The organism is Gynuella sunshinyii YC6258 (assembly GCF_000940805.1).
In the GTDB taxonomy this organism is placed as follows: Bacteria; Pseudomonadota; Gammaproteobacteria; order Pseudomonadales; family Natronospirillaceae; genus Gynuella; species Gynuella sunshinyii.
Map to the genome: position 1 here is coordinate 19432 of NZ_CP007142.1, position 26870 is coordinate 46301.

At 48.4% G+C, this 26870-nt stretch carries 27 protein-coding genes; 21 read left to right on the plus strand and 6 right to left on the minus strand.

The window, feature by feature from the left end; genetic code table 11:
• Window positions 1-11 precede the first annotated feature (11 nt).
• Window positions 12-1040, minus strand: coding sequence for an L-threonine 3-dehydrogenase (gene tdh, locus YC6258_RS00115; RefSeq protein WP_044615252.1), 1029 nt, complete (start codon window positions 1038-1040; stop codon window positions 12-14).
• 140 nt (window positions 1041-1180) lie between these two features.
• The gene (locus tag YC6258_RS00120) at window positions 1181-1567 is read right to left on the minus strand and encodes an MmcQ/YjbR family DNA-binding protein (protein WP_044615253.1); all 387 of its coding nucleotides are present in this window, start codon (window positions 1565-1567) and stop codon (window positions 1181-1183) included.
• Window positions 1568-1685: 118 nt separating this feature from the next.
• Here YC6258_RS00120 and YC6258_RS00125 point away from each other — a divergent pair, with 118 nt between their 5' ends.
• The 5 genes from YC6258_RS00125 to YC6258_RS00145 are packed head-to-tail and all read left to right on the plus strand — an operon-like array spanning window position 1686 to window position 6822.
• Window positions 1686-2432: an outer membrane lipoprotein-sorting protein gene (locus tag YC6258_RS00125; RefSeq protein WP_052829952.1), complete on the plus strand. Its 747-nt coding sequence runs from the start codon at window positions 1686-1688 to the stop codon at window positions 2430-2432.
• Between the two features lie 12 nt (window positions 2433-2444).
• A complete protein-coding gene (locus YC6258_RS00130) occupies window positions 2445-3692 on the plus strand; it encodes an ABC transporter permease (RefSeq protein WP_052829953.1) in 1248 nt (415 codons plus the stop codon).
• 1 nt (window position 3693) lies between these two features.
• Entirely contained in the window at window positions 3694-4917 is a 1224-nt protein-coding gene (locus YC6258_RS00135) for an ABC transporter permease (protein ID WP_044615254.1), read from the plus strand.
• A 13-nt stretch (window positions 4918-4930) separates the two neighbouring features.
• Entirely contained in the window at window positions 4931-5623 is a 693-nt protein-coding gene (locus YC6258_RS00140) for an ABC transporter ATP-binding protein (RefSeq protein WP_044615255.1), read from the plus strand.
• Window positions 5623-6822 (plus strand): hypothetical protein, encoded by a 1200-nt coding sequence (locus YC6258_RS00145; protein ID WP_044615256.1) that lies wholly within the window; start codon window positions 5623-5625, stop codon window positions 6820-6822. Before YC6258_RS00140 ends, YC6258_RS00145 begins: the two co-directional genes overlap by 1 nt.
• 15 nt (window positions 6823-6837) lie before the next feature.
• Here YC6258_RS00145 and YC6258_RS00150 read toward each other — a convergent pair whose 3' ends face one another.
• Window positions 6838-7137, minus strand: a complete 300-nt coding sequence (locus YC6258_RS00150) for a hypothetical protein (RefSeq protein WP_044615257.1) — start codon at window positions 7135-7137, stop codon at window positions 6838-6840.
• Between the two features lie 620 nt (window positions 7138-7757).
• Here YC6258_RS00150 and YC6258_RS00155 point away from each other — a divergent pair.
• The 3 genes from YC6258_RS00155 to YC6258_RS00165 are packed head-to-tail and all read left to right on the plus strand — an operon-like array spanning window position 7758 to window position 9039.
• On the plus strand, window positions 7758-8099 hold the full coding sequence (locus tag YC6258_RS00155; protein WP_044615258.1) for a hypothetical protein: 342 nt from the start codon (window positions 7758-7760) through the stop codon (window positions 8097-8099).
• 33 nt (window positions 8100-8132) lie between these two features.
• On the plus strand, window positions 8133-8516 hold the full coding sequence (locus YC6258_RS00160; RefSeq protein ID WP_044615259.1) for a hypothetical protein: 384 nt from the start codon (window positions 8133-8135) through the stop codon (window positions 8514-8516).
• 40 nt (window positions 8517-8556) lie between these two features.
• Window positions 8557-9039 (plus strand): GNAT family N-acetyltransferase, encoded by a 483-nt coding sequence (locus YC6258_RS00165; protein ID WP_245626995.1) that lies wholly within the window; start codon window positions 8557-8559, stop codon window positions 9037-9039.
• Between the two features lie 156 nt (window positions 9040-9195).
• On the opposite strand, the gene YC6258_RS00170 is transcribed toward YC6258_RS00165, so the two are convergent.
• A complete protein-coding gene (locus YC6258_RS00170; RefSeq protein ID WP_044615261.1) occupies window positions 9196-9465 on the minus strand; it encodes a site-specific integrase in 270 nt (89 codons plus the stop codon).
• Window positions 9466-9885: 420 nt separating this feature from the next.
• Between YC6258_RS00170 and YC6258_RS00175 the strand changes: the two genes are divergently transcribed.
• From YC6258_RS00175 to YC6258_RS26825, 7 genes are all read left to right on the plus strand, one after another.
• Window positions 9886-10398 (plus strand): hypothetical protein, encoded by a 513-nt coding sequence (locus YC6258_RS00175; protein ID WP_044615262.1) that lies wholly within the window; start codon window positions 9886-9888, stop codon window positions 10396-10398.
• Window positions 10388-10906 carry a hypothetical protein gene (locus tag YC6258_RS00180; protein ID WP_144407509.1) on the plus strand — a complete coding sequence of 173 codons (519 nt, stop codon included), beginning with the start codon at window positions 10388-10390 and terminating at the stop codon, window positions 10904-10906. Before YC6258_RS00175 ends, YC6258_RS00180 begins: the two co-directional genes overlap by 11 nt.
• 104 nt (window positions 10907-11010) lie before the next feature.
• Window positions 11011-11394, plus strand: coding sequence for a hypothetical protein (locus YC6258_RS31265; protein ID WP_211264598.1), 384 nt, complete (start codon window positions 11011-11013; stop codon window positions 11392-11394).
• 648 nt (window positions 11395-12042) lie between these two features.
• Window positions 12043-12477, plus strand: coding sequence for a DUF4145 domain-containing protein (locus YC6258_RS00190; RefSeq protein ID WP_052830615.1), 435 nt, complete (start codon window positions 12043-12045; stop codon window positions 12475-12477).
• Window positions 12478-12604: 127 nt separating this feature from the next.
• The gene (locus YC6258_RS00195) at window positions 12605-13015 is read left to right on the plus strand and encodes a PDDEXK family nuclease (protein WP_044615266.1); all 411 of its coding nucleotides are present in this window, start codon (window positions 12605-12607) and stop codon (window positions 13013-13015) included.
• A 943-nt stretch (window positions 13016-13958) separates the two neighbouring features.
• Window positions 13959-14450 (plus strand): hypothetical protein, encoded by a 492-nt coding sequence (locus tag YC6258_RS00200; RefSeq protein ID WP_044615267.1) that lies wholly within the window; start codon window positions 13959-13961, stop codon window positions 14448-14450.
• Window positions 14451-14762: 312 nt separating this feature from the next.
• Window positions 14763-16550 carry a family 43 glycosylhydrolase gene (locus YC6258_RS26825; protein WP_052829954.1) on the plus strand — a complete coding sequence of 596 codons (1788 nt, stop codon included), beginning with the start codon at window positions 14763-14765 and terminating at the stop codon, window positions 16548-16550.
• Between the two features lie 127 nt (window positions 16551-16677).
• On the opposite strand, the gene YC6258_RS00210 is transcribed toward YC6258_RS26825, so the two are convergent.
• Complete coding sequence (locus YC6258_RS00210) at window positions 16678-17319, minus strand: hypothetical protein (RefSeq protein ID WP_044615268.1); 642 nt, start codon at window positions 17317-17319, stop codon at window positions 16678-16680.
• Between the two features lie 322 nt (window positions 17320-17641).
• Between YC6258_RS00210 and YC6258_RS00215 the strand changes: the two genes are divergently transcribed.
• Entirely contained in the window at window positions 17642-19099 is a 1458-nt protein-coding gene (locus tag YC6258_RS00215; RefSeq protein WP_044615269.1) for a hypothetical protein, read from the plus strand.
• A 133-nt stretch (window positions 19100-19232) separates the two neighbouring features.
• On the opposite strand, the gene exaC is transcribed toward YC6258_RS00215, so the two are convergent.
• Window positions 19233-20753, minus strand: coding sequence for an acetaldehyde dehydrogenase ExaC (gene exaC, locus YC6258_RS00220; protein WP_044615270.1), 1521 nt, complete (start codon window positions 20751-20753; stop codon window positions 19233-19235).
• A 360-nt stretch (window positions 20754-21113) separates the two neighbouring features.
• Here exaC and YC6258_RS00225 point away from each other — a divergent pair, with 360 nt between their 5' ends.
• From YC6258_RS00225 to YC6258_RS00250, 5 genes are all read left to right on the plus strand, one after another.
• Window positions 21114-22061 carry a helix-turn-helix transcriptional regulator gene (locus tag YC6258_RS00225; RefSeq protein WP_044615271.1) on the plus strand — a complete coding sequence of 316 codons (948 nt, stop codon included), beginning with the start codon at window positions 21114-21116 and terminating at the stop codon, window positions 22059-22061.
• A 45-nt stretch (window positions 22062-22106) separates the two neighbouring features.
• Window positions 22107-22808: a helix-turn-helix transcriptional regulator gene (locus YC6258_RS00230; RefSeq protein ID WP_044615272.1), complete on the plus strand. Its 702-nt coding sequence runs from the start codon at window positions 22107-22109 to the stop codon at window positions 22806-22808.
• 92 nt (window positions 22809-22900) lie between these two features.
• Entirely contained in the window at window positions 22901-23257 is a 357-nt protein-coding gene (locus YC6258_RS00235; RefSeq protein ID WP_044615273.1) for a VOC family protein, read from the plus strand.
• Between the two features lie 576 nt (window positions 23258-23833).
• Entirely contained in the window at window positions 23834-24319 is a 486-nt protein-coding gene (locus YC6258_RS00245) for a hypothetical protein (protein ID WP_044615275.1), read from the plus strand.
• Complete coding sequence (locus YC6258_RS00250) at window positions 24316-26754, plus strand: glycoside hydrolase family 6 protein (RefSeq protein WP_044615276.1); 2439 nt, start codon at window positions 24316-24318, stop codon at window positions 26752-26754. The genes YC6258_RS00245 and YC6258_RS00250 overlap by 4 nt, the downstream gene beginning before the upstream one ends.
• Window positions 26755-26870: the final 116 nt, after the last annotated feature.

Genomic DNA, 26870 nt, shown 5'->3' on the forward strand with positions numbered 1-26870 from the left:
GCGTCACGCAGTTAATCAAGCCAGTTCAAAATCACTTTGCCAGCTTTGCCACTCTTCATTTCGGCAAAGCCATGCTCAAATTCGGTGTAATGCAGACGATGGGTAATGATGGGAGTCAGGTCCAGGCCAGACTCTACCATGACAGACATTTTGTACCAGCTTTCATACATCTCCCGACCATAAATACCTTTAATGGTCAGCATATTGAAGATGACGGTATTCCAGTCGATGGCAACGTCTTCCGGCGGAATTCCCAGCATGGCAATTTTCCCACCATGACACATGGCCTTGAGCAGATCTCTGAACGCCGATGGGTTACCGGACATTTCCAGCCCCACATCAAAACCTTCCTTCATGCCCAACTGCGCCTGAACCTCGCTGATGGATTCAGTCCTGACATCGATACCACGAGTGGCGCCCATGTTTTCTGCCAGCTTGAGACGATCAGGATTCACATCAGTGATCACCACATGACGGGCTCCGGCATGACGACAAACCGCCACCGCCATAATACCAATTGGCCCGGCACCGGTGATCAGCACATCCTCACCCAGCAGAGGAAAACTCAGCGCCGTATGCACGGCATTACCAAATGGGTCAAAGATGGCGGCAACGTCACGATCAATATCCGGTCGGTGTTCCCAGACATTCGCCATGGGTAATACCACGTATTCAGCAAATGCTCCCGGCCGGTTCACACCAATGCCGCTGGTATCGGCGCACAGATGCCGACGCCCGGCCATACAGTTACGACAACGGCCACACACCACATGTCCTTCTCCTGATACCAGCTGACCAGCCCGGAAGTCATTGACGTTGGAGCCGACTTCGACAATCTCACCGACAAATTCATGACCGACAATCATCGGCACCGGAATGGTTTTTTGAGCCCAGGCATCCCAGTTCCAGATATGCATATCGGTTCCACAAATCGCGGTGCGGTCAACCTTGATCAAGACATCATTGATACCTGGTTTCGGCTCCGGAACATCCTCCAGCCATAAACCTTCAGCGGCTTCTTTTTTGACGAGTGCTTTCATGTTTTTCCTCAGGGTGACAGGAAACAAAACGCCAATCTAACACGTTGATCCCGACGGAGATATATCACTATTGACGGACTCTGAAAGCGCATCTGTCATGAATGCATAACACGCCTTTTGTCATACCTTATGTGACAGCGTCAGTCGCGATATAACACTTCTTTGCCATGTCGCAGTTCCATTCCCTGACGTTGTGCTTTTTTAAGACTTTTCACTACCAGCGCGTATGAATGATCGATCATCCGTTCAATTTCACCATCGGGTAACGAACCGTCGATCAACACCGTATTCCAGTGTTTTTTATTCATGTGATAACCTGGTAGAACAGCGCTAAACACATCACGCAACTGTACCGCCTGCAAGGGATCACATTTGAGATTGACACTCAATATTCCATCACCACGCACCGCTGATAATGCGAACATTTTATCGTGTACTTTAAATACTGCCGCTTCCGGACCGAAGGGATAATCTTCCAGACTTTCCGGCTTACTGAGCAGGTATTGTGTTAATTCATTTTCAGTCATGTCAGATCCAAACAAAACAGATGCATTTCAAGAGCGGTATCAATCATTCTCAGGTTAATCATAAATATCGATACCAAACTCAACCACTCATTGTTATGGTAACCAGATGGAGGCTGCCATGAAAACAACAACCACACTCCTTATGATGATGCTTCTCACTCTCAGTGTCTGGAGCATCGCCGAAGCAACCACTCCTACCGCTCAGGAGCTGGTTGAGCGCATGGATAAACTCTATCGCCTTGATTCCAGTCACGCCACCATGACCATGGATATTCATACGCCGGAATGGCAACGCAGCATGACCATGGAAGTCTGGTCCCGCGATATGGATTACACCCTGGTGCGGATTCTGACCCCCAAAAAAGACGCCGGCATCGCCACTCTGAAACGGCAAAACGAAATGTGGAACTACTTTCCCAAGATCCGCAAAGTCATCAAAGTGCCGCCATCCATGATGATGGGCTCGTGGATGGGTTCTGACTTCACCAACGACGATCTGGTGCGTGAAGTGTCACTGGCGGAAGAATACGATGTGGTGCTCGACCGTACCCAACCGCAATACCTGCTGACCCTCACCCCCAAAGAGCAGACCGTCACCGTCTGGGGCCGTATCGATATTCTGATCGACAAGACCAGCCTGCTGCCGGTACATGAAAATTATTTCGACGAGGACGGCACTCCCATGCGGGAAATGATTTTTTCCGATGTGCGAGAGTTTGATGGCCGGCAGTTACCTGCTGTCATGGAACTGAAACCGCTGAACAAAGAAGGGCATCTGACGCGGGTCACCTATGACACCCTGACCTTCAACACTGAAGTTGATGAATCACTGTTTACCTTACGCAATCTGAAAACGCTGAAATAACCCGGAGCCACCATGTCATTGCCATTGACTGTCAAGCTGGCGATGCGCAACTTACGACGTAACCGCCGCAGAACCGTTCTGACCGGCCTGAGCATGTTCGGAGGCTACATCCTGCTGGTATTGTCGCTGTCATTGCAGGATGGTTCCTACGACTCAGTGCTGCGCACCTACACCCGTGACCACAGCGGTCACATCCAACTGACACAGGCGCAATACCTGGATCAGCCAACCTTGTACAGAACCGTGCATGATTATCAGAGCTGGATTGAACGCATCGAACAGTTCCCTTTTGTTCGACAGGTCACGCCGCGAATTCAGGCCGCCGCCCTGGCTTATGGAACGGACAAAGCCGCACCCGCCATTGTGTATGGCATCGACCCGCAGCGGGAACAGCAGACCTCATACCTCGGTCGTAAAATCAGCCAGGGCACATTTTTCAACAGTGACATCAATGCCGATGGTTATTATCAGACCATGCTCGGTTACAGCCTGGCCAGACAACTGCGACTGACGGTTGATGATGAGCTGGTGCTGATCTCCCAGGGAGCTGACGGTTCCATGGCCAACGATGTCTACATTGTCAGCGCCATTATCGGTGACAGTGATGCCCCCGAGCGTCTGAATGTTTATCTGCCATTGAATGCCGCCCAGCAGTTTTTTGTATTACCCCATCAGGTTCATCAACTGGTGATTCTGACCAATGACTATCTGCAGGCCGAGCCACAAAGCCAGCAGCTGAATACGCAGCTGGACACCGGGCTTCGGCCTCAACAATTACATTTCAGCCCCTGGCAGGTCATCGAACACGAGTTCTACCGCACCATGAAAGCCGATAAACAGGGCAATGTGGTCTCCATGTACATCGTGGTTTTTCTGGTTTGTCTTGGGGTGTTAAACACCATTCTCATGAACATACTCGAACGTACCGGCGAGTTTGGCGTGCTCAAGGCCATCGGTACCTCACCGTGGCGCATTTATCTGCAGATCCTGCTCGAAACCCTGTTACTGGCACTGCTCAGTTGTGTTGCCGGGCTGATCATCGCGCTGCCGCTCAATTACTACTTTACCCATATCGGTATCACCCTGGCAGAACCCATGGAGATCTCCGGTCTGGTGTTTGAAAAAATGACCGGCATCATGACCGTACCCACCTTCCTGAACCCCGTCATCATCATCTGTCTGGCATCGGTGGCTGTTGCCATGTTGCCTGCTATCCGCGCAGCCCGGCTGGTTCCGCTGGATGCCATGAGGAGGCTTTGATATGCAGTTGATCTGGAAACTGTCCCTGCGCAATATTCTGCGCAACCCCAAGCGTTCACTGCTGACGGCACTGCTGATCTCCTGCTCTCTGGCTGCACTGATTTTCACCGATGGCTACATCATTGGCTTGTCTCAGGACATGATCAAATCCGCAACCCGGCTGTTTCCGGGCGATGGCCAGATTCATCATCCCGAGTATCTGGCCGGATACGAAGCCGACAATCGCCTGACCGATCCCGGCCTGATCCAACAATTACGACAACGACCAGAAGTGGAAGCGGCGACCGAGCGAGCCATCTCGGCCGCCATGATTGCCTCCACTGGCAACGTCCGGTCAGTGCAAATGATCGGCATTGATGCCACCAGCGAAGCGCAGGTCAGCAAGATTACCCAATCCATCATCGAAGGTGCTTATTTGACCGGTGCCAACCCTCAGGAAATTCTGCTCGGCTATCGACTGGCCAGCAAAATGGAAGTCTCTCTTGGGGACAAGATCGTGTTATCGGTCCCGCAGGTGGATGGCGGCGACATCAGCCAGAACCTGTTCCGGGTCTCGGGCATCTTCCGCTTCAACAGCAAGGCCATGGACGAAAACATGGTGTTCATCAATCTGGGCGATGCCCAGCGCATGCTGAACCAGGGCACCGATGTTCAGGAGATCGCCTTTAATTTCCACGACCCTGCACTTGCCAGCCAGGATGATCTGCCGCTATGGCAGGCATTTTCCGGGGATCGTTCCCAGGCGCAGGGATGGCCACACATACTGCCCCAACTCAGCAGCATGCTTGGTATGATGGATTATTCCCTCGCCCTCATGGGCACCATTCTGTTCATCATTGCCGCCCTGGGTGTCATCAATGCCATGTTCATGTCCATTTATGAGCGCATGTGGGAGTTTGGGGTCATCAAGGCCATCGGCACCACGCCACAAAACATCTTTCTATTGATTCTGGTTGAAGGCCTGTTGCTGGCATTACTCAGCGTGATCATCGGCCTGATACTCGGGCTCGGCATCAACAGCTGGATCGGCGTGGTTGGCATCGATTACAGCCAGATGGAATTTTCCGGCGTCGCGCTGGTCGAGCCGACCAAAACCATTATTCGCCCGCTGCAATATACTCAGCTGCCGTTATGGGTGGTGGGCCTGACATTGCTGGCCTGCATTTACCCGGCCCTGTTTGCGGCCAGAATCGTGCCCACCCAGGCACTGCACAAATCTCTCTAAAGGACAGTGAGCCATGACCCAGAAGATCATCGAAACCATTGCCCTGAGCCGCCATTTCGGCAATGGCGACACTTTGGTCAAAGCCCTCGACCAGATCAGCCTGACCATACACTCCGGCGAATTCAGCGCCATTGTCGGCCCTTCCGGTTCCGGCAAATCCACGCTGCTGCATCTGATTGGCGGGCTCGATCAGCCCAGCAACGGTGAGATCCGTCTGAGTGGCCAGGCGATTTCACAAATGTCCGGCTCGGCGCTGAGCCATTTTCGCCGCGATCACATTGGCTTTATCTTTCAGGCTTACAATCTGATTCCGGTTTTAAGCGCCGAGGAAAATGTTGAATACATCATGATGCTACAGGGCATCGGCGATGCAGAACGGCGCGAACGCACCCACGCAATACTCAAACGGGTCGGGCTGGCCGGTAAAGAAAAACGTCGCCCGGCACAACTCTCAGGCGGTCAGCAACAGCGGGTCGCCGTGGCCCGGGCCATGGTCAGTCAGCCGGATATCATTCTGGCCGACGAGCCCACCGCCAACCTCGATTCCCAGACCGGCATCGAACTGCTGGAGCTGATGAAAGAACTCAATGAACAACACGGCATGACGTTCGTCTTCTCCACCCACGACGCCAAAATCATGGATCGCGCCAGCCGCCTGATTCACTTGCAGGACGGCCGCATCACGACCGACAGCGAGGCCCGTTAATGCGTTTGCTATGGCTCATCATCCTGCTGCCGTTATGGTGTCAGGCCGAGAGCGCCTTCGAGCTGTATAACGAAAGCACTCTGGCCCGCAACCCCGACATCGACGGCCTGCCGGACAGCGCCGAGCCACCGGATCTGCTGCTGACCGACACCCTGTACTTTCGCTATCGGTACCAGCGCGATGTGACCACCAACGGCCAGTTACAGCTGCATTATCAAGGTGGATTGAATGCCATGCTCTGGCATCAGCACGGCGATACCGACTTCGATACCTCGATACTGGACAACCAGCGGCGCTACCGCATCCGTGACCTCGACCGCACCCCGCAACAAAATCTGCTGGGCATCGACCATCTGGACTACCAGCAGAACCTTGACCGGTTGCAATGGTATCAGCGCTTTGCCAACGCCGATCTCTATCTCGGTCGTCAACCCATCACCCTCGGCACCGCGCGTTTTGCCAGTGGCACCGATGTGATTTATCCCACCGAACTGGCGGCCCTGCCTTCCGATTATCGCACCGGTGTCGATGCGATCCGGCTTGAGATTCCGGTGGGTGATTTATCCGTACTCGACAGTGGTTTTGTCGGCAGCCGCGACAGCGACGACAACGTAGCCTTTGGTCGTTATAAAACCAATGTGCAGGCCATCGACTGGACGCTGACCGCCATCGCCTGGCACGACGCGCAAATTTATTCTGTCGGTACCGAAGGCGCGCTTTCGTCGTTTGGACTCTGGCAGGAACTGGCCTGGCTACGGCCGTCATCGGGTCGCACCCTGTTGCGCTGGAGTCTTGGATTTGACCAGAGCATCGGCGACTTTCTGGTACAGCTGGAATACCACTACAACCAGCCCGGCAGTCAGCATGCCGGGCAATACCTCAGCAACCTGAGTCGCGACCCTTTCTATCAACGCGGCGCGATCAACCTTTACGGAGAACACTACCTGTTTGCCTCACTGAGCTGGTTAAACGGGGTGCGCAGCTCATTTGAATCCAGCCTCAGTGCCAACCTGGACGACGGCAGCCTGATGCTGACCCCTTACCTGACCCGCAGCCTCAGCGAAAACAGCGAACTGACTCTGCAAGTCAATCTCCCGCTGGGTCAGCAGCCCCTGTTTACCCAGGGGCAATTTCGCATGGGCAGCGAGTTCGGCAGCTATCCCGCCAGCATCACTTTACAACTGAAAAGCTATTTTTAGTGGCTGAGGTACTGACTACTCCACCTGCGCCGGCAAACTCAGCAGACTGCGACAGACGCTTAAAATGACACTCAGTCCCAGAGACGCCTCTTCATTCAGATCATGCAGACCCGCGTGATCATGGGCAGCCAACTGACTTTGCACAAACGACAACATGGCACTCACCTGCACCGTTGCCTCGCTCTGGCTGGAAGCAATACCGAATGCATGAGGATCGGGCAACGCCAGGCGACGGCCGGTGCTATCTTTTATCGCCAGAAAATTACCTTGATACAACGCGCAGGTTTGCGCTTCGGAAAGGGAAATAACAGACATAAACAAAGTTCCTTGAGATGGACAGATCTAATCCTGCTGCCAATTGGTTCGAAGCAATTGGGGGCAGGCCGAAGCGGGTTCGAACCACCGCTCTCAAGGAAACGGCCCAACCGAAGCTGGCCCGCCCGGCCTGCCAAAACAGGCAGACGTGCGAATGCACCGGCATAAACAGTCGTTTATGCCGCCTTGAGAAAACGGGGGTTCGAAGCCCGACGCCGGATGAGCCGGCGCGCCCGTACAGTAACCGAAAGCCTGAGAGGGGTAAAGCCGGTGGCGGGTGCTTTGAGGTGGGTGTCCACTGAATATTCATCTTGTGGCAAACAGATTTGGAGACAGACCGAAACGGGTTACCACAACCGCTCTCAAGAAAACGGCCCAACCGAAGCTGGCCCGCCCGGCCTGCCAATACAAACCGACAAACGAATACACCGGTGCGTCCGAACAGTAGCCAAAAACCCGAGAAGGGTAAAGCCAGTGGCGGGTGCTTTGAGGTGAGTGTCCATTCAGAACGGTCAATAATATTGAGTGAGTGACTGGTTAATAATGATGTAATGATCAGGGCTTTTTAATACAGTGGGCGACCTGACAGTTGTGAATGTAACCAGAGAATTCAAGACACGATGAAAACCGTTACCTGTTACCGGCCATTGGGCCAAAAAGAACTGGAGCTGGTCAAACAGAGTGACTTTAAGAGATGGCCGCCCCGGCTACCGGAGCAGCCGATTTTTTATCCGGTCACCAGTGAAGCGTATGCCATTGAACTGACACAATGGAACGTTACCGATTTCGGCAAAGGTTATGTTGCCCGTTTTGAGGTCAACAAAGCCTTTATGGATCGTTTTCCCATCAAAACCGTCGGAGCCAAACGGCATACTGAATGGTGGGTTCCGGCAGAGGAGCTGGAAGCACTGAACGATAATATTGTCGGTCACATAGACATCATTCGTGAGTATCCCCAGTGACAAACTCACGAGCCACACTGAGCACACAAAACCATGAACAAACAGATCATGATCCTCATGGCAATCTTGCCGGCTATCACCTGTATGGCCGAAGATAACCATCTCTGTCAGGCGGAAATCGACCAATTGCTGTGGGTCAACAATGCCGATGCCAGACAGGATGCCATGAATGCACTGGCGGCAGGCAAATTGAATTACAAAGCGGTCTATGGCATATCCGTCATTCTGCCCGGCATCGCCAACAATGACTATGCCCGGAGTATGGAGGAGGAGCACTACGACATTATCCCGGGTACCAGTGATGCGCTCTGCAATGAAGAACATGGCCGACTGAATGAATTGGCCTATCAATACGCCAGAACCTATAACAGGACGCTACAGGAAAACGATCGGCAGAAAACCTCCGGGCAGCCTTGAAAGTTATCCTGACAACCATTGCTGGAGATCACACCAAACCATGACAACGACTGCACCCATGATCGACATAAACGCTGCTCATCCCGATCAGGCTGAATTCCTCAGTGACATCGCCATCGAAGCTAAAGGGCATTGGGGTTACTCCAGAGAAAAACTGGACAGCTGGCGCAACACACTGAAAGTGGAACCGCAATACATCCGCCACCATATCGTCAAAACCATTTCACTGAATGAAAAAGTGATTGGCTTTTTCGCGATTAAACATGATGAAGAAGCCGTGTTGGACCACCTCTGGCTGCTACCGGAAGCCATTGGCAAAGGCATCGGCAAAATAGCGTTTCATGAAGCGCTGAAGATATTCCGTAAGCTGGAGATTGCAGCGTTTACCATCATTTCAGATCCCGATGCCAAAGGCTTTTACCTGCATGTGGGCGCGCGACAAATCGGCGAAGTGGAAAGCATTGCCCAACAATGCATGCTGCCGAAATTGATATTTGAGCTGAATGAAACCCAAAAGGCGTAAAGCCAAAAAAACAACGTTACAGGGCAACCCAGGTGATTTCAAAATTAACAACAAAGACTAGCCATAGCATTCTGTGGATTTGAATATCCAAGGAACCTCTGAAAAATGGAATGAAGAAAGTGGGTCCTTTTTTTCTTTTCTTTTTTATTTGATGGTTTAATGCACATAGCTGAATTTATCGCCAGCCAGCCAATTTGGTGAGCAAAATCGATCATTCGCCAAATGCGTCAAAAATGCAGCTGCGTCATCAATTCTTAACTGTTCAGGTGATTGATATTTATGAAACCGGATAAATCGCTTGACCCACAAACAGTATGTTTTCTCTATTGCATAGACCAGCCCCCTGTTACGGACAAATAAACGAAACTGATCCCGGAAATTTCTTGAGTCTGGCTGAATTGGCTTAAGAACCTCTATGTTTTTCATTATTTGGAATCATATCCCTTCATGATTATTTTTACTGTATATACAAACAGCCGCATAGCAAATTGAAAGCATAATTTAAATATTTTTATAACTCTGTGAAATCGTGACGCAGTATTGTGGGTATGGCGATAGATGTTGTCTTTCGGGAAAGCAGATTTGGAAATGCTTTTTTGATTGCCAGCGAGGTCTGTAGAAAATTCTTTTAATTCAATGGGTTATGGTGCCGTAGTATTTCGAATATCACGACAGGTGTCGTTTTTTCCAGGCGTTTATTGATTGCAGAAAGGCTTGAAACTATGATGGTTATTGGGTTAAACAGGTAAATAGATCTGTTTGATCGAAACTGTATATACGACATCGGGAAAAGCGACAGATGTCGTAGAAGAAATTGTTAGCCGTAATTAGGAAGGTTTATCCCAAGTGAAAGTCAATGCAGATCAATTAGTTAGGGCAATATACATCATTTCAGCAATTATTGGGCTGTCGGTGGGTTGGAAGTTGAGCTTTTTCCAATCATTTCAGCCTTTTAAGTTGGTTAACTTAATTGGTCTTATTTATGACATTGTGGCGGTTATTTTGCTCTCTTATGTGGTTTTAGTAAGAGATAATATTCAACACCATATTGCACATAAGCTTTCAATGCTCGTTATTATTTTTTCGGTTGTATTTCCAGCATCGCTTGTTGGTGGCTCTATGTTGGCGTCATTCTTTGGGGCTGAGTTTCAAGAAGGTATTAGGTTCGCTATTTATATATTTGTAGCTGTTTCAATTATCCCCGTTACTTGGCTTTTTCGTAGTTCTGCATTTGAGCCGGTGGGCAATGTTTCATTTACGCCAGAAAAGCGGGTAAAAATATTGGGCGCTATGCTATTAATAATGGGGTTTATTTTTCAGCTTGTCGCAGCGTTTATCGATTTAATTAGTGATGCATAAAAAGTCAATCAACTACGCGCCTTCAAATAAAAAGGACATCCATAAACTTGCTCTTATGATGAAAGCTTTGTATAGAAATATAATTATATTGGTTTTGGTCAATCTTCTATATGGTTGTGTCACTGCTATATTTATTCCTCCGTATAGGGTTGAAATGGACTGTTATTTCAATACCGATATTAGTGCGATGGACCAGGAAAAGATATTTCAAGAGATTAAATTATTTTTGGCACCTTATGGTGCCGATAAAGATGAGGCAACAGAGCACGTTGATTTATACCAGGAACGAATGACTGACATATATGCAAAGCTTTCTGGCAGTGAAGCTCAGCTATATGTCTATATTAATATTACTGGTCAGAGTTTACAGATATTAATTCATGATGGTAGCAACACAGAGGCTACCCCATACTTCCAAACACTTTCTGATGATTTAGAGAAATTTATATTGGATAACTATCCTGTTAAAAGCTATAAAAAGAGACAAGTAGTGGATATATTTGGGTGAAATTAGGGTGAATATAACGGGACACCCATCTTAACTATTGATATTCACGCCAACAACCGGCATTATCTGATACTGTATATTTATCAGTATGAAGATGTATGATCATGACCCGATCAAGGAAGTCGCAAATCTCACTTGAAGCCACGCCTTATTATCACTGTGTTTCCCGTTGTGTCCGTCGGGCGTTTCTTTGCGGAGTTGAGGCCCTCACCCAGAATAGCTACGAACATCGCCGCCTGTGGGTTGAGGAGAGACTGTTGTGGCTGGGTGAGATATTCGCCATCGATATCTACGCTTATGCCGGATTTATTGCAGAATCACTTCCTCCCATTCTGACCCGCCTGACTATTTCCGGTAAACAGTGGCAACAATTAACACAGCAATTTGAAAAACAGTTCAGGTGTTTTGCCGGGCAGAGGTCGTCGTTTGAGAAAGTCAGAGATTATTTTCAGTTAAGCCGAACTCCATCAAATTTGTTGGCGACCTGATTTCATATCACGCCATCAAGCATCCTACTTAAAAGCCTGGCTCCTCAAGTAACCTGCTACGCTTCCAGGTCAGCCAGAACTATATTTTTGGTTGCTTTGGAACAAGATGTATACAGTTTGGTTCTTTAGTCACCCTGATTTATTCGGTTTTACTCAGCAAGATAGAAGCGAACCATCCTTGCCTTGTTTTTTAATTTTAAAATGGATGTCCTGTTATGTTTTTATGTTTGCTGTTTTTTTGTATAAAATAACACCTGTTTTGTGTAATGAACGCTACAAATAATCATACATTTAAGACTCAGTATCCAGATATTCGGCAAGTGAAATTGACAGAAATGAGCTGTGTGCCTATGTTGATAGAGTTTGATGGGGCTGAGTGAGTTTGGTGGCTCAGGAAAAAGTGTCTTCTGGATATTTTGTCAGATGACGTGGAATAACTGTTAGCAAAAAGGACAAAGTATGCCCGCGATATCCAACCAGCTAATGATTGAGCGTTGCCCCCAATGCGGCATAGCTGCGCCAAATCTGTATCGAACCTGGCTGGATAATCAGCAAGACAGATTTAGCGATATTTTGATTCAGTGGGCAGCTTATAAGTGCCAAAGCTGTAGCCAATATTGCTTGGTTTACGGAGTCGGGCCCACGAGTATGGCATCGCAGGACGGTATTCTAGTCGAAAAAATCTACCCGGAACCTGAGCTCTCCATTCCGGAGGAATTGCCGGATCGAGCGAGGGAATATCTCAGACAAGCCAAAGAGTCCATTGGCCAACCAGCCGGCGCGGTTATTCTGGCGGCATCGGCCGTTGATTCTATGCTGAAGGCTAAAGGTTACAAAGAAGGCTCGCTGTACAGTCGTATAGATAAAGCTGCGTCAGATCATTTAATTACGGATGGTATGGCCAAGTGGGCACACCATGTCAGGCTCGAAAGCAACTCTCAAAGACATGCAGACGATAGTGACCCTCTCCCAACCGTAGAAGATGCCAGAAGGGTCATAAAGTTCACTGATGCCTTGGTGCAGTTTCTTTTTGTTTTACCTGCGCTTATAGACCAGGGCATTGAGCAGACTTCGGCAAATTGATCAGGCATTGCTAACAAATAGTTCCAGTACGTTCCGGGCCTTAGCGGCCCTCCACCGAACGCCCTTTTCTCCGCTTCGCTGCAAAAAGGTCGCCGCTGAACAAAAGCGTTAGCTTCTTGGAAAAACTATGAGCCAGAATAATAAATTCGAACATTTAGCCGCAGCTTTTGGTGGTCTATTGCTAGGCTATGGGTTGCATAATTACCAAGTTGAGAAATCAAAGAAAAGCCGAGCGGAGAGGGATAACCCTGACGAAGTGGAAGAAGCATCTTTTGATGTGGCGGAGATTTTGGATGCGTGGGAACCTTACGACGATTGTGAAACGGAAGATGATTTTACTCAAGATTTGGCTGAATATTTAGAGGAAAATTGTGACTGGGAAATTGAAGTATTTCCAAATAGTCCAGAAGGAAAGCCGGACATACTAATTGGTGATTTAGTTGCCCTTGAACTAAAAGTTGGCTTAAGCAAATCTCAGAGAGATCGACTGGTGGGACAGTGTGCAGGTTATTCAAGGCTATGGGTTACGTGGCTGTAATTGTTGGTGCATCTGAGAGCGAGCTTGGTCGGTTAGAAGACTTACTTAAAGACAAAGGCCTCGAAAATATTGCTGTCTGGGGGTTTCAATGGTTAAGCTAACAAGCGGCTCATGTGCGACCTCCGTTCCGTCGGCCTTTTTTGTGGTGAATACCACAAAAAATTCCAACTGCACTCCGGCGCCATAGCCGGGTGTTATGCAAATCAATGAATGGAGCCATGTAAATTGGAAAAGTTATTTCGGTTCTTAATGTCTAAAGAAGCCGTTGAGTCGACATTCAAACTATTGGCGCAACGATTGTCATAGGCTTGGCGAAATTCTCAATAGAAAAAAAGAGTGGGTGCCGGCAATTCTGTTTATATTGACATTCTTGTTTTTAGTTACCCAGTCATTTTTCTACGGCCTGCAAACAATAATTTTTCCAGCGGCGAATTCTATTTGGCCAAAGGTAAGTTACATGGAGACTATCTCATATCTCCAAGGTAAAGAAGATAAAGACAGATATCGCATCCTAAAGAGAATTGTTCTATCAAAACCAGGGGCGTTTCTGTTCATTGCTTATATTGCCTTGTTTTATGTACTTAATGGTATATTGGGTGTGCTCATTGAGAAGTCCGGCATTGCATAACAAACAAATCAAAAATCGCTCCACTTCGTTCCGCTGGACCTCCTTACGCGTTGCTCTAGTCGGCCCTTTATGTGGGTGTTATGTGTCGTGAGGAATAACACAGGACACCCATCTTAACTATTGATATTCACGCCAAAACCGGCATTATTCGATACTGTATATTTATCAGCATAGGAATGTATGATCATGAGCCGATCAAGGAATTCACATCTTATTCACTATGTAATTCAAAAAAAATTGAGATAGTATTTTCAATCAAGACCGCATATTTGGCCTGCCAAGAACTCTTCATTTTAATCATCAGAAGGAAATACAATGAGATTAGCAGTAACTCTCCTGATCAGCTCACTGATTATGCTTGTATCCGGGTGTGTCTCGCGCATTACCGCACCAGATTCAGGTCCAACCGCCAAACTGAACGTTGAAGTGGTTAATTTTGCACCGGGTAGTTTGGTGAATGTAGAAAATGTCTATCTTACTTTAAATAATGCAGATGAAAGCTGGGGAGGTCAGCAAATTCTTAAACGGAAAAATCCTGCATTTGAAACCGATATTCCGGCAAACGAACAAATCTCATATGTCATTAATCTCATGCAGGGTGGAGGTGGTTTTTCCAGTTCCTGTGGTATTCGCTTTGATTTGACAACACAGGAGAATGAAAGCATTACTACGAAGTATGAACTTATTCGCGCCGATGGTTCAGCTGTCATAGGTTGTAAAGCAGACCTGTATTCCAACGGCAAACTGCTGGGGGCGTATCAAGGCAGCTCTAAAATCACCCAATATGTCGTCGAAACAACTTACTGATATCTTTCATGATCATCCCGATAACAGACCCGTTAATCGGGATGATGTCATCTCTCGACAAACCATACCGTCTTTGATCCTGCCTGTCGCCGTTTCCCTGTATCTATAGCAACTCATCATTCCCAACCCCACCTCCCGCAGAAGCCAACGAATTCGCTATTTACCCGGACTATTTTGCTGAATGTGTTTGTCGCGCTACTCTAAAATGGATAAGTCGCTATCGTGGTTGTCAGAACAATAACAATAAGATGCACATATGGCCGACGAACATTTTAATACTGCTCTACAAAAATAATAATCAGGAGTTTATAAATGCGACATTCAAACCCCAAGAATACGAATAAACAGGTTGCCGCACTCGCCGCTGTATTCGCGTTGCTCGCAGGCGCTGCTCATGCCAAAAGCATTCAGTCTTATAGTGACGGTGGCTATATTGTCCATGCGGGTGAGTCCCCGGCCATACTGGTGACCGATGGCTTTCAACAATCGAATGGACAATGGAAAAAAGTGGCAGGGCTTGCCAGCAGCGATTGTGTGTCATTCGAGTCGGTTTATTCAGCCGGCTATTATCTACGTCATTACAACTTTGAAGTGATATTAACGAAGAATGACAACTCTCAGGTTTTCAGGGAGGACGCCACTTTTTGTGAGCGCCCTGGTCTGGGAGAGGTTAACCATACATCGTTTGAAGCCTATAACTATCCCGGGTATTACATTAAACATTCGGGAACCCGCCTCGGATTGATCGAACTGGATGCTGCCAGCAGCGAGCAGGCAAAACGTGACGCTACCTTTTCGTTGATTGACGATGTTGTCGATGGTCAGATTTACTATATCCAAAACCGTAACAGCGGCAAATGTCTGCGTACTTTGGACAGTTCAACTGCCGATGCTGCGAGCATCGTTCAATACAGCTGTGGCCATAGCGATGCTGAACAATGGCAATTTAAATCAATTGGGAATCATGAATACAACATCATCCAGGTTGGTAGTGGCAAATTTGCCGATATCGACGGTGCATCAACCAGTGCCGGTGGTAACAATATTATCTGGCCGGGAAATGGCCGTGATAATCAGAAATGGGAAGTCGTCGATCAGGGCGACGGATTTTTTCATATCGTCAATGTTCACAGCGGTCTGCTGTTGGATATCAGCTCGGGCTCAAGCGCTGATAATGCGAACAATATTCAATGGCCCGACAACCAGGGTACCAATCAGGACTGGCGTTTTATTCATGCCAGTATTGATAACTTTTCCTCTAACCCCATTCTCTCGGAAGTGGGTGTGGATCTGGCAGATCCGGATGTCATCTACGCGAATAACCGGTTCTATTTGTACCCCACTACGGTACCATCACGCGATTGGTTATCGACCAATATGCACGTCTACTCGTCCTCTGATTTCGTGAATTGGCAGGATGATGGTGAAATTGTGTCGAATCAAAACTTTACCTGGGAAGATATCAAATTCTGGGCACCGGCCATTGAGGCACGTAATGGCAAATTCTATTTCTATTTTTCCCTCAACCATAATATAGCGGTAGCCGTGGCGGACAGCCCGACCGGTCCTTTCACTGATCCACTCGGTGCTCCCTTGGTCTCCGGCCATATTGATCCGGATGTGTTTGTCGATGATGATGGCCAGGGTTATCTCTATTATGGCCAGGGTTATCCGCGGGTTAAGCGATTGAATGAGGATATGATTTCAACTACGGGTCCGGAAATTGCCCTTGAGGCACCGAATATGCGCGAGGGGATTTATATGTTCAAGCGCAACGGGGTATATTATTTGTCCTGGTCTGTAGATGATGCTCGATCAGATAATTACCATGTTGAGTATTCCATGGGCCAAAGTCCCCTTGGTCCTTTTGAATATCAGGGTGTGCTGTTGGAAAAAGCAGGCGAGTTGGTTGGTACCGGCCACCACTCAATTATTCAAATGCCTGACAGCGACGATTGGTACATTGTTTATCATCGTCACTTCGTACCCGATGGTGGCGGCCAATACCGAGAGATTGCGACACAAAGGCTGACGTTTAACAGCGATGGCACCATCCAACAGGTGGTCCCGCAACATACCTTCAAAAAACCGGTTCAATAACCGTAGCGACCGAAGCGGATGAATATTCCGCTTCGGTTTTAATAGTCAGTATCCCTGACATCTGAAACACAGGTAGCTCCATATCAGAACACGCTTTGTCGATGCGTCATGAGTCTTCTGAGTCCTGCTAAATAAAGTCATCATCATGATAAATAAGGCGATTGCCAGATTTAACACTTTCTGCATCGACCGTTTTGTCTGGTACAGGGTCGCTATTCGTGAGTGGTGATTCCTGAGTATCAATATCCTTCATCTGCGCCGGTTCATGGTGATTGATTTCCTCCTGCTGACGCTCAGGAGTTTGGGCCGAAGATTCACATTCTATATCTGAATCCGTCGGCTCTGAACGACAGTCTATCAAGGGCTGAATTTGCTCCAGTCGTTTCCACAAAGTTTCGTAGCAGCTATTAATGTATTGCCCGATCATCTCGATGGCCCGTTCTCTGGCCAGAATGGAAGATTTTTTTCTGCCGGCATCCCATATGTGGGAAGCAGTCTGCGGGTGCGGAATATTCATAAATATGGTTGAGAGCACGGCATGTATTTGATCGGCCATATCAATCAGTGCGTTCATCCTGAGCTTTAACCGGTTTACAGTTTGATTGCTCTGGGATATTCGCAATTCACACCAGGCATTGTGAAGTGCATCTGCGCTTATTTTCCACTGCACTAATAACTCCAGACTTTGTTCATCGACAAAAGGCTGAATAATCTTCAGGGCTCTTTCATAGGTAAAGCCGTTTTCATGATTAGCATGCGTATCTGACATCAATGTGTCCTCCGACAAACCCCAAAATGCAGATTCGGTGCCATTTTGTACTTTCCCCGGACACGGCCAGCAAAGCACATGGCCAGGAAAATAAACATGGAAAATTACAGCCGGACATTTTTGCACAGTGGATGTTTTCAGCCATTATTTATCTCACTCAAAATGTTTTTGGTAGAAATCTATGGTTCTGCTTATACCGATCAACATCGCACATATTTTCTTTCGTAATACATGAATAAAGCTGATCCATGAATGAGATTTAGGCTTGGCAAGCAATTTGCGGCAACCACTTCTGATGACAATACAGATAATGGGAGTAAACATGTCTATTACTTACAAGAGTCTGATAGATCGTAATGAAGAAGCCACTTTTGAAGTCGTACAACGGCAGGCCGACCTGATTATCACCAGTGTGATACTTGGGTTTTCCGGAACCCGTTACTATCTTAATCAACCCTGTTCATTCGAGGTGGAACTGGAGCCACTGCCCGTGGATTTACAAAAGGATCAGACACGGGATGAGAATGGTCTGACAGCTATGGACAGATGGGAAATTGAAAACGCGTTGGAACAGCAGAATTTCATTACCACTGTCGCCTGCCTCGCTGATGTGCTTGAACGTTATCAGGGAGGGATGGGCGAATGGCTGGTTGACCGGCAATCCCAGAAAGGCGGTAAAGGGGAACTCATTACCGGACGCGAGGGCGGCGCAACGATTGAATCTGCCAATCGCGATAAAGTGCCAAAATCCTGGAAAACCCGACAACTGATCAAAAACCTGACTGACGACCCGGAAAACAAATGGGCCATAGAAAACAAAATTTATATCGGCCGGGGTGCCTATACCGGTATTTACGATGACGATGTCGAGTTATTTGGCGACATTTCTTACAAGGACGGCACCTCAACCAGACCGACACTTCGGGTATTTAGAAAAGACGAAGCATGGTTACCTGAACGAAGCGCCAATGATCTCTATCACGAGGTTCCCTGGGGAGTGATTGCAGTTCCAATAGATGAGGACAAATATCCTGACGAAGCAAAGGTACCAAATTACGACAGTATCGCGAAGGGAGGCATGGGACCGTTGCCTGGTAATAATAATAAGAGCAAAAAAATAGGCTATATTCATGGCCTCTGCAGCGCGGTACATGTCTGTGCCTTTCATGGGCCATGGACGACACCTTATGAAGTGGCCACCGGTAACCTGACCACCAAGATTGCCTCCTGTTTTCCCTGTACCACGTTTTTATATGCTGCCGGCTATCCGCCTTCGTCAGCCCACCTTGGTCGCGGGGAATCCTGGGTACCACCGATCAAAGACGATCAGGTCGCGGTGGAAAAAGACAGTTACCCTATCAGCATTGAACCGGAGAAGTCGTTGATCGCCAAAGGCAATCCCTACATCGAGGAAGACTGTGACAGTTTCAAAACCCATTGGGACGATGATATCGCCGATTATTTGCGACTCGGAGTGGAGATTATTATCAAGGGTGAACAACGAGAAGCGGAGCGACTGAAGAAAGTATTGGTAGATGGTTTGCAGAACAATCTGGAAGCACTGGTGGTCATGAGTCCGGAATACAAAGAAACATTGGGCGCATTGCGGGCTTTTGTGGCAGTGAAGCATACCAATGACGAGTTATCCAGCCGGTTTCTCGACGCGTTAACGGTTCACGATTCCGAGTGGAAACGGGTCAAACGGACATTTGAGCCGTTATATAACCGCAAACGCACGAAGGAGTTGTTACTGTCCGGTAACGTTCAACTCAAACAGTAGTCATGGTTTGATAAACCCGGCCTGGGTTTATCCCTGTCGCGCCGTGTGGATGGTCAAACAACCACAGTCTGAGCGTATTTGGGGTTTCAAAAAAAGGGGCGCCGAGGCGCCCAAGCAAGCACAGAGTCTAAACTTAGAAAAATCCAAGTGGGCTGGTGCTATAACTGACCAACAGGTTTTTGGTCTGCTGATAATGTTCCAGCGCTTTTTTATGGGTCTCACGACCAATACCGGATTTCTTATAACCGCCAAACGCCGCATGCGCAGGATAAGCATGATAACAGTTCGTCCATATCCGGCCGGCCTGAATAGAACGTCCCATCCGGTAGGCGCGGTTCATATCCCGGGTCCAGACACCGGCACCCAGGCCATATTCAGTATCATTGGCAATCGCCAGGGCTTCGGCTTCATCTTTAAAGGTGGTCACGCTGATGACCGGTCCGAAAATCTCTTCCTGGAAGATCTTCATGTTGTTCTTGCCTAACAACATGGTTGGCTGGATGTAGAAACCTTTCGACAAATCGTCGCTGACTTTGGCAACATCGCCACCCATCAGCACCTGAGCCCCCTCTTCGCGACCGATGCGGATATAGTTCATGATGCGGTCGAATTGTTCCTGGGAAGCCTGAGCACCCACCTGGGTTTCGGTATCCAGAGGATTACCGCGACGGATTTTCTGGGCCCGTTCCATTACCAGACCGATCAGGTCATCGTAGATATCCTCCTGAATCAGCGCCCGCGATGGACAAGTACACACTTCGCCCTGGTTGAAGAACGCCAGCACCATGCCTTCGACACATTTGCTCAGATATTCATCTTCATGGCGCATGACATCGGAAAAATACAGATTGGGTGATTTACCGCCCAGCTCCACAGTACTTGGTATCAACAGATCAGCAGCGCATTTGAGGATATGGCTACCCACCTGAGTGGAACCGGTAAAGGCAATCTTGGCGATACGGTGACTGGTTGCCAGCGCCTGGCCGGCTTCTTCACCCAGACCGTTGACAATATTGACCACCCCCGGCGGCAGCAGATCACCAATCACTTCCATCAGTAACAATATGGATGCCGGCGTCTGTTCAGCCGGTTTCATGACCACACAATTACCGGCAGCCAACGCAGGCCCCAGTTTCCAGGCCGCCATTAGAATCGGGAAATTCCATGGGATGATCTGACCAACGACCCCCAGAGGCTCGTGGACGTGATAGGCCACGGTAGTTTCGTCGATCTCAGCCATGGAGCCTTCCTGAGCCCGCAGACAGCCTGCAAAGTAGCGGAAGTGATCGACGGTCAATGGAATGTCAGCAGCCAGTGTTTCCCGGACGGCCTTGCCGTTGTCCCAGGTTTCGGCCACGGCCAGCATCTCCAGATTCTGCTCGATGCGGTCAGCAATTCTGAGCAGTACGTTGGCACGTTCGGCAGGTGACGCCTTACCCCAGGCAGGGGCAGCAGCGTGGGCAGCATCAAGGGCCTTTTCAATATCAGCGGCGTCGGAACGCGGTACCTGACAGAACACCTGGCCGTTCACCGGACTGATGTTATCCATATACGCACCATTGACCGGTGGTACCCACTCGCCACCAATATAGTTTTCATAACGACTCTTGTACTGTACGAGAGAATCTGGCTGGCCTGGATTGGCATAAATCATGGTAGTTCTCCTGAATTTTTGTTGTTTTCCGGAACTCCGGCAAATAGCCTGTCGATACCAAACGGTGCCGGCATCAATCAACTTCCCGCTAGCTGGAGATCCCTTAGAACTCTGTTTATTTAAATCACTGAATACTTAGATTTTTTAATTATGAATTGCATAAAACAGACTTATATTTCTGCAATAGGCTTACACTAGCGAGCAGTGCATTTAAAAACTTGTCTGATAGTCTTAATGACTTTGCTGATAATCCAGACTATAAAAACAACAAAATCTGCGATTGTCGTTAGCAGCACACAAACCGGCCCGGACGGGCCAGTAAAAATAACAACAATAAAATAATACTTTCGAGGTATATCTATGGAGGCTCAGTCAGGATTAGCGGCCCGGGCTGTTCAAAACCGTTATCACAGGCCCATGAAATCGTTAGTGGAGAACCGCACCGTTTATGAAAGCCACGAGGCGGAATTGTCCATATATGACACCTACGAACCTGCCCGTCAGGTCGTTCTGGATGCAGATGAAATTCTTTACTGTGGCATGATTACGGGTAAGAAAACCCTGCACGGAAAAAATCACTACCAGGCAGACTTTCTGCCTCATGAATCGTTCGTCATGGCCCCTGGAGAAACCATTGCCATCGACTTTCCCGAAGCCCGCATCAACCGTCCGACCAGTTGCCTGACCCTGGGGATCAGCCGCGACAAGTTGCGTCAGGTCTGTGACCGTCTTAATCAGAATAATCCGATACCTCAGGAACTGGGCGAGTGGCACTACGACAGCCATCAGGTGCTACATACTTTTCACACGGAAGCCACTCAGCATTTGCTGATTCGTATGGTCGACAGTTTTCTGAAACATGATGACGACCGCGATCTGGTACTCAATCTGGGGGTGACCGAACTGCTGACTCGCATGATGCGACAACAGGGACGCGACTTTCTGCTGTTATGCGCCAAACATGATCCCACTTATTCCAGCATCACTGCCGTCGCCCGTTATATTGATGATCATCTGGCGGAAGCCATAGAAGTGGAACATTTGTGCAAGCTGGCCTGCATGAGCCGTAGCAAACTGTATCAACAATTTAAAAACATGCTTGGCTGCGGACCGATGGAATATGTCCATCAACGCAGGTTGGAGTGCGCCCGTGAAATGATCATTGCCGGGAAATCGATTACTGAGGCCTGCTTCAGTGTCGGCTACGTCAATGCCAGCCACTTTTCCCGTCGGTTTCAACAGCAATACGGTGTGTCACCACGACACTTCAGCAAAAATGGAGAGAACATCGCACAGACAGACGGATAATGCCTGTGTCAAAATAGCCTCTTCCCAAAAACAAGAGTTAACCATGTGTCTCGCGCTGAACGCCTGCTGGAACTGATACAGATATTACGCCGCCATCGTCGACCGGTCACAGCTGCTTCGCTGGCCCAGAAACTCGATATCAGTGTTCGAACGGTGTATCGCGATATTGCGTCGTTGCAGGCTCAGGGAGCGGATATCGACGGTGAGGCAGGGATAGGCTTTATCCTGAAACCGGGTCTGACTCTGCCACCGCTGAACCTCGGCTCCAATGAAATCGAAGCATTGATGCTGGGTGCCCACTGGGTGGTCAACAACGCTGACCCGGAATTACAGAGTGCTGCCCGTAACGTGATCGCCAAAATCAGTGCGGTGCTGCCGGCCGAGCTTCGGCAGGAACTCGAATCATCCTCACTGTTAACAGGCCCCAGTCGGGTGACGGACCAACATCATCGTTATCTGGCGGACATTCGCGCCGCTATCCGTATTGAACAGAAAGTTCAACTGCAATACCGCGATATCCACGACCAGTTATCAGAACGCATCATCTGGCCATTTGCCATCGGTTTTTTTGAACAGAGTCGGGTCATTATCGGCTGGTGCGAGCTACGCCAGGATGTCCGGCACTTTCGGACTGATCGCATCTCCGCTCTGACCCGGCTGAACAGCCGCTATCCAAAATCCCGCATGTCACTGTTCAAACAATGGCGGCAGACCTATCAGGTACCTGAACGGTTGTTTGACCAATAAGCGCACGCCTCACACATATCTACTGACAATAACTGACATGCCCTCTGTTCAGAATGCTCCATACCGAAAGGTTACTTTAACGAGGAAACACGATGTCAGAACCCAACTTTTTTATCTTTTATGTGCGCGACCTGAATACCAGTTGCGCGTTTTATGAACAGATATTTGAACGTCCTGTACAACGTTCATCCGATCACTTTGCAATGCTGAAGTTCAGTCATATTAATTTTGCTTTATGGACTGCTCAGCAGGTCGATCCAACACTGAACGCACCTGGCGGCAGTACTGAAATGGTGATTACGTTAACCTCTACAGCGGACGTTGATCAGCTGTATCAAAAATGGACAGCAGACGGTATCAATATTACTCAACCCCCCACTCAACTTGGCTTTGGTTACAACTTTGTCGCCAGAGATCCTGATGGTCATTTCCTCAGAGTGATGGCTTGAGATTACTGTTAAAAATTCCGCCGATTTATGACAGGCGGAATTTTTTGGCACATTAGAAAATTATCCAGCCATGTTCGATACACTGTTATTAACCTCATTATTTACTCCTCCAGATACTGAACGGCGAACATAGCCGGATATTTTAGTGACACCTATCACACCCTCAGCGTGACGTTGAGTCAGCATTTATTTTCAATATCTTTGAAAAACCGGTTTTCGAATGCACATCACAGAAATACGAGCATTGCGTATATATATTTATATTGATTTTCTTACTAACAAAATACGTAAACAGCCAGAAAAACAAACAATGGCAGCAATGTATGACATGCATTCGCTGTTTGAGCGCAGTTGGTCAAAAGGCAATTTCGATACATATTTATATTTAAAGTTAAAAGTCAATACCATTACTCGGCAGGACCCGGGCATTATTTTTTGAAAAAATCCCTCGTCTGTCTTGCTTTGTTTTTTTTAATTTAGCAGTTAACTATCCAGTTTATTGCCAACAAGTATCACAAGGAAAACGAAACAAATTATGAAAGGACTTTTAACCCGAACACTCCGACTAGAAACGTTATGATGACAATTTGTGTAGACAGCGCTGCTGTCAGCGGTACCCAAATACATACATTTTCTGGCACAACGACCAATAGCCGAACGCTAATGACTGCTTTATTGCTCGACAAAAATGACTCCCTGGTCGTCGACAACGGATACGTGTTTTTCACTGTAAACACCAATCATCACGCTTTCGCAGTTAACAGTGCGGGTCTTTTGGCTCTTGTTCAAAGGAATGCTACTGGCGGTCATGCAGCATTTACAGCGCTATCCGATGAAACCGGTTCCAGCACTCTGGACAGCAAAAAGCCAATCAATAGTCTCCTGGTCTCGCTGAAAAACAGTTATCCGGCCGTGACTGGAACGACTGACGCAATAGAGACACATATATCAACACCCTCAAGTCTGTCGGATGACCATTCACAGTCACCTGGACTTTGTACTTTTAAGATAACGGGCCATAAGGCTTTACTTTTTAACCAACTAGCGGGAATTCAATCATGACTAACCGAAGACGTGATCTTGCTGTCGCCTTTATGATGATGGTGGGAGTAGGTTGTTCGCAGGACAACGGAAACAGTTCTAATGATAATAACTCATCATCCGGCGGGACCAGCGACCCTGCACCAGCGGTAAACCACGCTCCTGAAGCGGCAATCTCTGCCTCTTCCAATAACAGTCTTGTCAACTTTTCAGCAGCAGGCTCAACAGATATCGACGGTGATCAGCTGACGTATAGCTGGGATTTTGGTGATGGCTCGTTTGGGTCCGGTATCGCTGTTTCCCATAGCTATAACAGCAGTGGTCAATATACTGCAAAACTGACCGTGAGCGACGGTAGCCTGAGCCACTCGACAACCATGATGATTGTGATTACCGAAAACAATTCGGGTGGTGGGGATAACGGTTCCGGTGGCGGATCCGATAATGGTTCCGGTAATGGATCAGACAACGGTTCTGACAATGGCTCCGATAACGGATCAGACAACGGTTCTGACAATGGCTCCGATAACGGATCAGACAATGGTTCTGACAACGGCTCCGATAACGGATCAGACAACGGTTCTGACAATGGCTCCGATAACGGATCAGACAATGGTTCTGACAATGGCTCCGATAACGGATCAGACAATGGTTCTGATAATGGCTCCGATAACGGATCAGACAACGGTTCTGATAATGGCTCCGATAACGGATCAGACAACGGTTCTGACAATGGCAGCGGTACTGATGAACCCTCTCCACCGACTGAAGATAGCGAAGCCGAAGATATCGTTGATGACAGCACTTACGACGGTAGCATCCCTCTGGAGCAGGAAGTTGAAGGTACTGCGGGTGCGTCATTACAAACTGATGGCAACCCGTTCTCAGACGCCTATTTTTATCTGAGCCCGGATATTAAAAACATGATGGATTCCTCCCTGGCCATCGTGGAAAAAAGTGGTGATGTCACACTGGCCAATAAGATCAAATATGTTCAGCGCCAACCCAGCGCCATTTGGATGGATTCGATCCAAACCATCAGTGGTGATCCTGCTGCCGGCAGACGGTCTCTGGAAGAGCACCTTAACGCTGCACGCATCCAGCAGGAGTTTCATGCTGAACAGAATGGTGGTGTCAAGGCACCAATGACTGTGGTTATCATCATTTATAACCTGCCAGACAGAGACTGCGCCGCCTACGCCTCTAACGGAAAACTGATACAGGTAGGCAAGCCATCTGAATATCCTTATGGTGCCAACGGTATTGGCTTCGACCAATACCGCGATGACTATATCGGTAAAATTGTTGAGATCTTCAAAAAACCGGAATTCAAGGATCTGCGCATTGTGGCTATGCTGGAACCGGACTCATTCCCGAACATGATTACCAACACCAACGAAGGTGCTAATGGTGAGCCTGCCAACTCCAGCCTGAATCCAGAGCGCGCATCATTGGCCAATGGCGGCTACTGTGACCGTATTCTGAGTGACATTTCTCATGGCGAAATGGTTCAGGGTGAAGGTACTAACGACAAACCGAACCTGGGTCTTTATGCCGCCGGTCTGCGCCTTGCAATCAGAGAATTTGCTGACATTCCAAACGTCTATACTTACATGGATATCGGCCATGCAGGTTGGCTGGGCTGGGACAACAATGAAAGTTCCACAACCAACATGAAGCGTGGCGTGAAATACTTCAAACAGCTGGTTGATGGTGCTGATGGTGTACTCGATGGAAAAGGTCTGGAGATGGTCCGCGGTTTTGCATCCAACACCTCCGGCTATACTCCAGTCGAAGAACCGTTGATTTCCAATTCTTATAATGACCGTCAAGCATTGCAGGATTTCTACCAGTGGAATCCGGCAGTGGATGAACTGTCTTACATTGATCGTTTGAAAGATTATTTCACCAAGACCGGTGATGCTATTGGTGATTCGGCATTTGATCCCAATAAGCTGGGCTTCATTATTGATACTGCCCGAAATGGCTGGGGTGCACCGGGTCGTCCGACACCGGGTGCGGGTAGCAAAGGTACGGACTCCAGTAAACGGGTCGACAAACGTCCTCATCGGGGTCACTGGTGTAACGTCAACAATGCCGGTGTTGGTGAAGTGCCTAAAGCGGCTCCGGATCCTTCCCGTCCATATCTGGATGCCTTCTTCTGGATGAAACCACCCGGGGAATCTGATGGCATCTCTTTCGACTACACCAAAATGTCAGCAGCAGAGGTGGCCGCGTTGGACGATATAGATCGCACAGTTTACGAATCCGCCAGTGATCCGGTCTATGCCGGCAAATCTCTGGACACCATGTGTATGCCGGGAGAAAGCCGCGAGAACACAACAGTTGATGTGGTCCCGGCTCTGGCTCCACATGCTGGTGGATGGTTCCACAAACAGTTCATCATGTTGATCAATAACGCTTATCCACCACTGGGTGAAAGCGACTACGATTAAGAGCGTGTCAGAAAGTGATGCCCCGGTAATATTGTTACCGGGTTAACATCACCCCCGTTCCGTGCATACTTGTCTGTCGGAACACTATATTGAGCGGCCCTGCCGCTCTTTTTTTT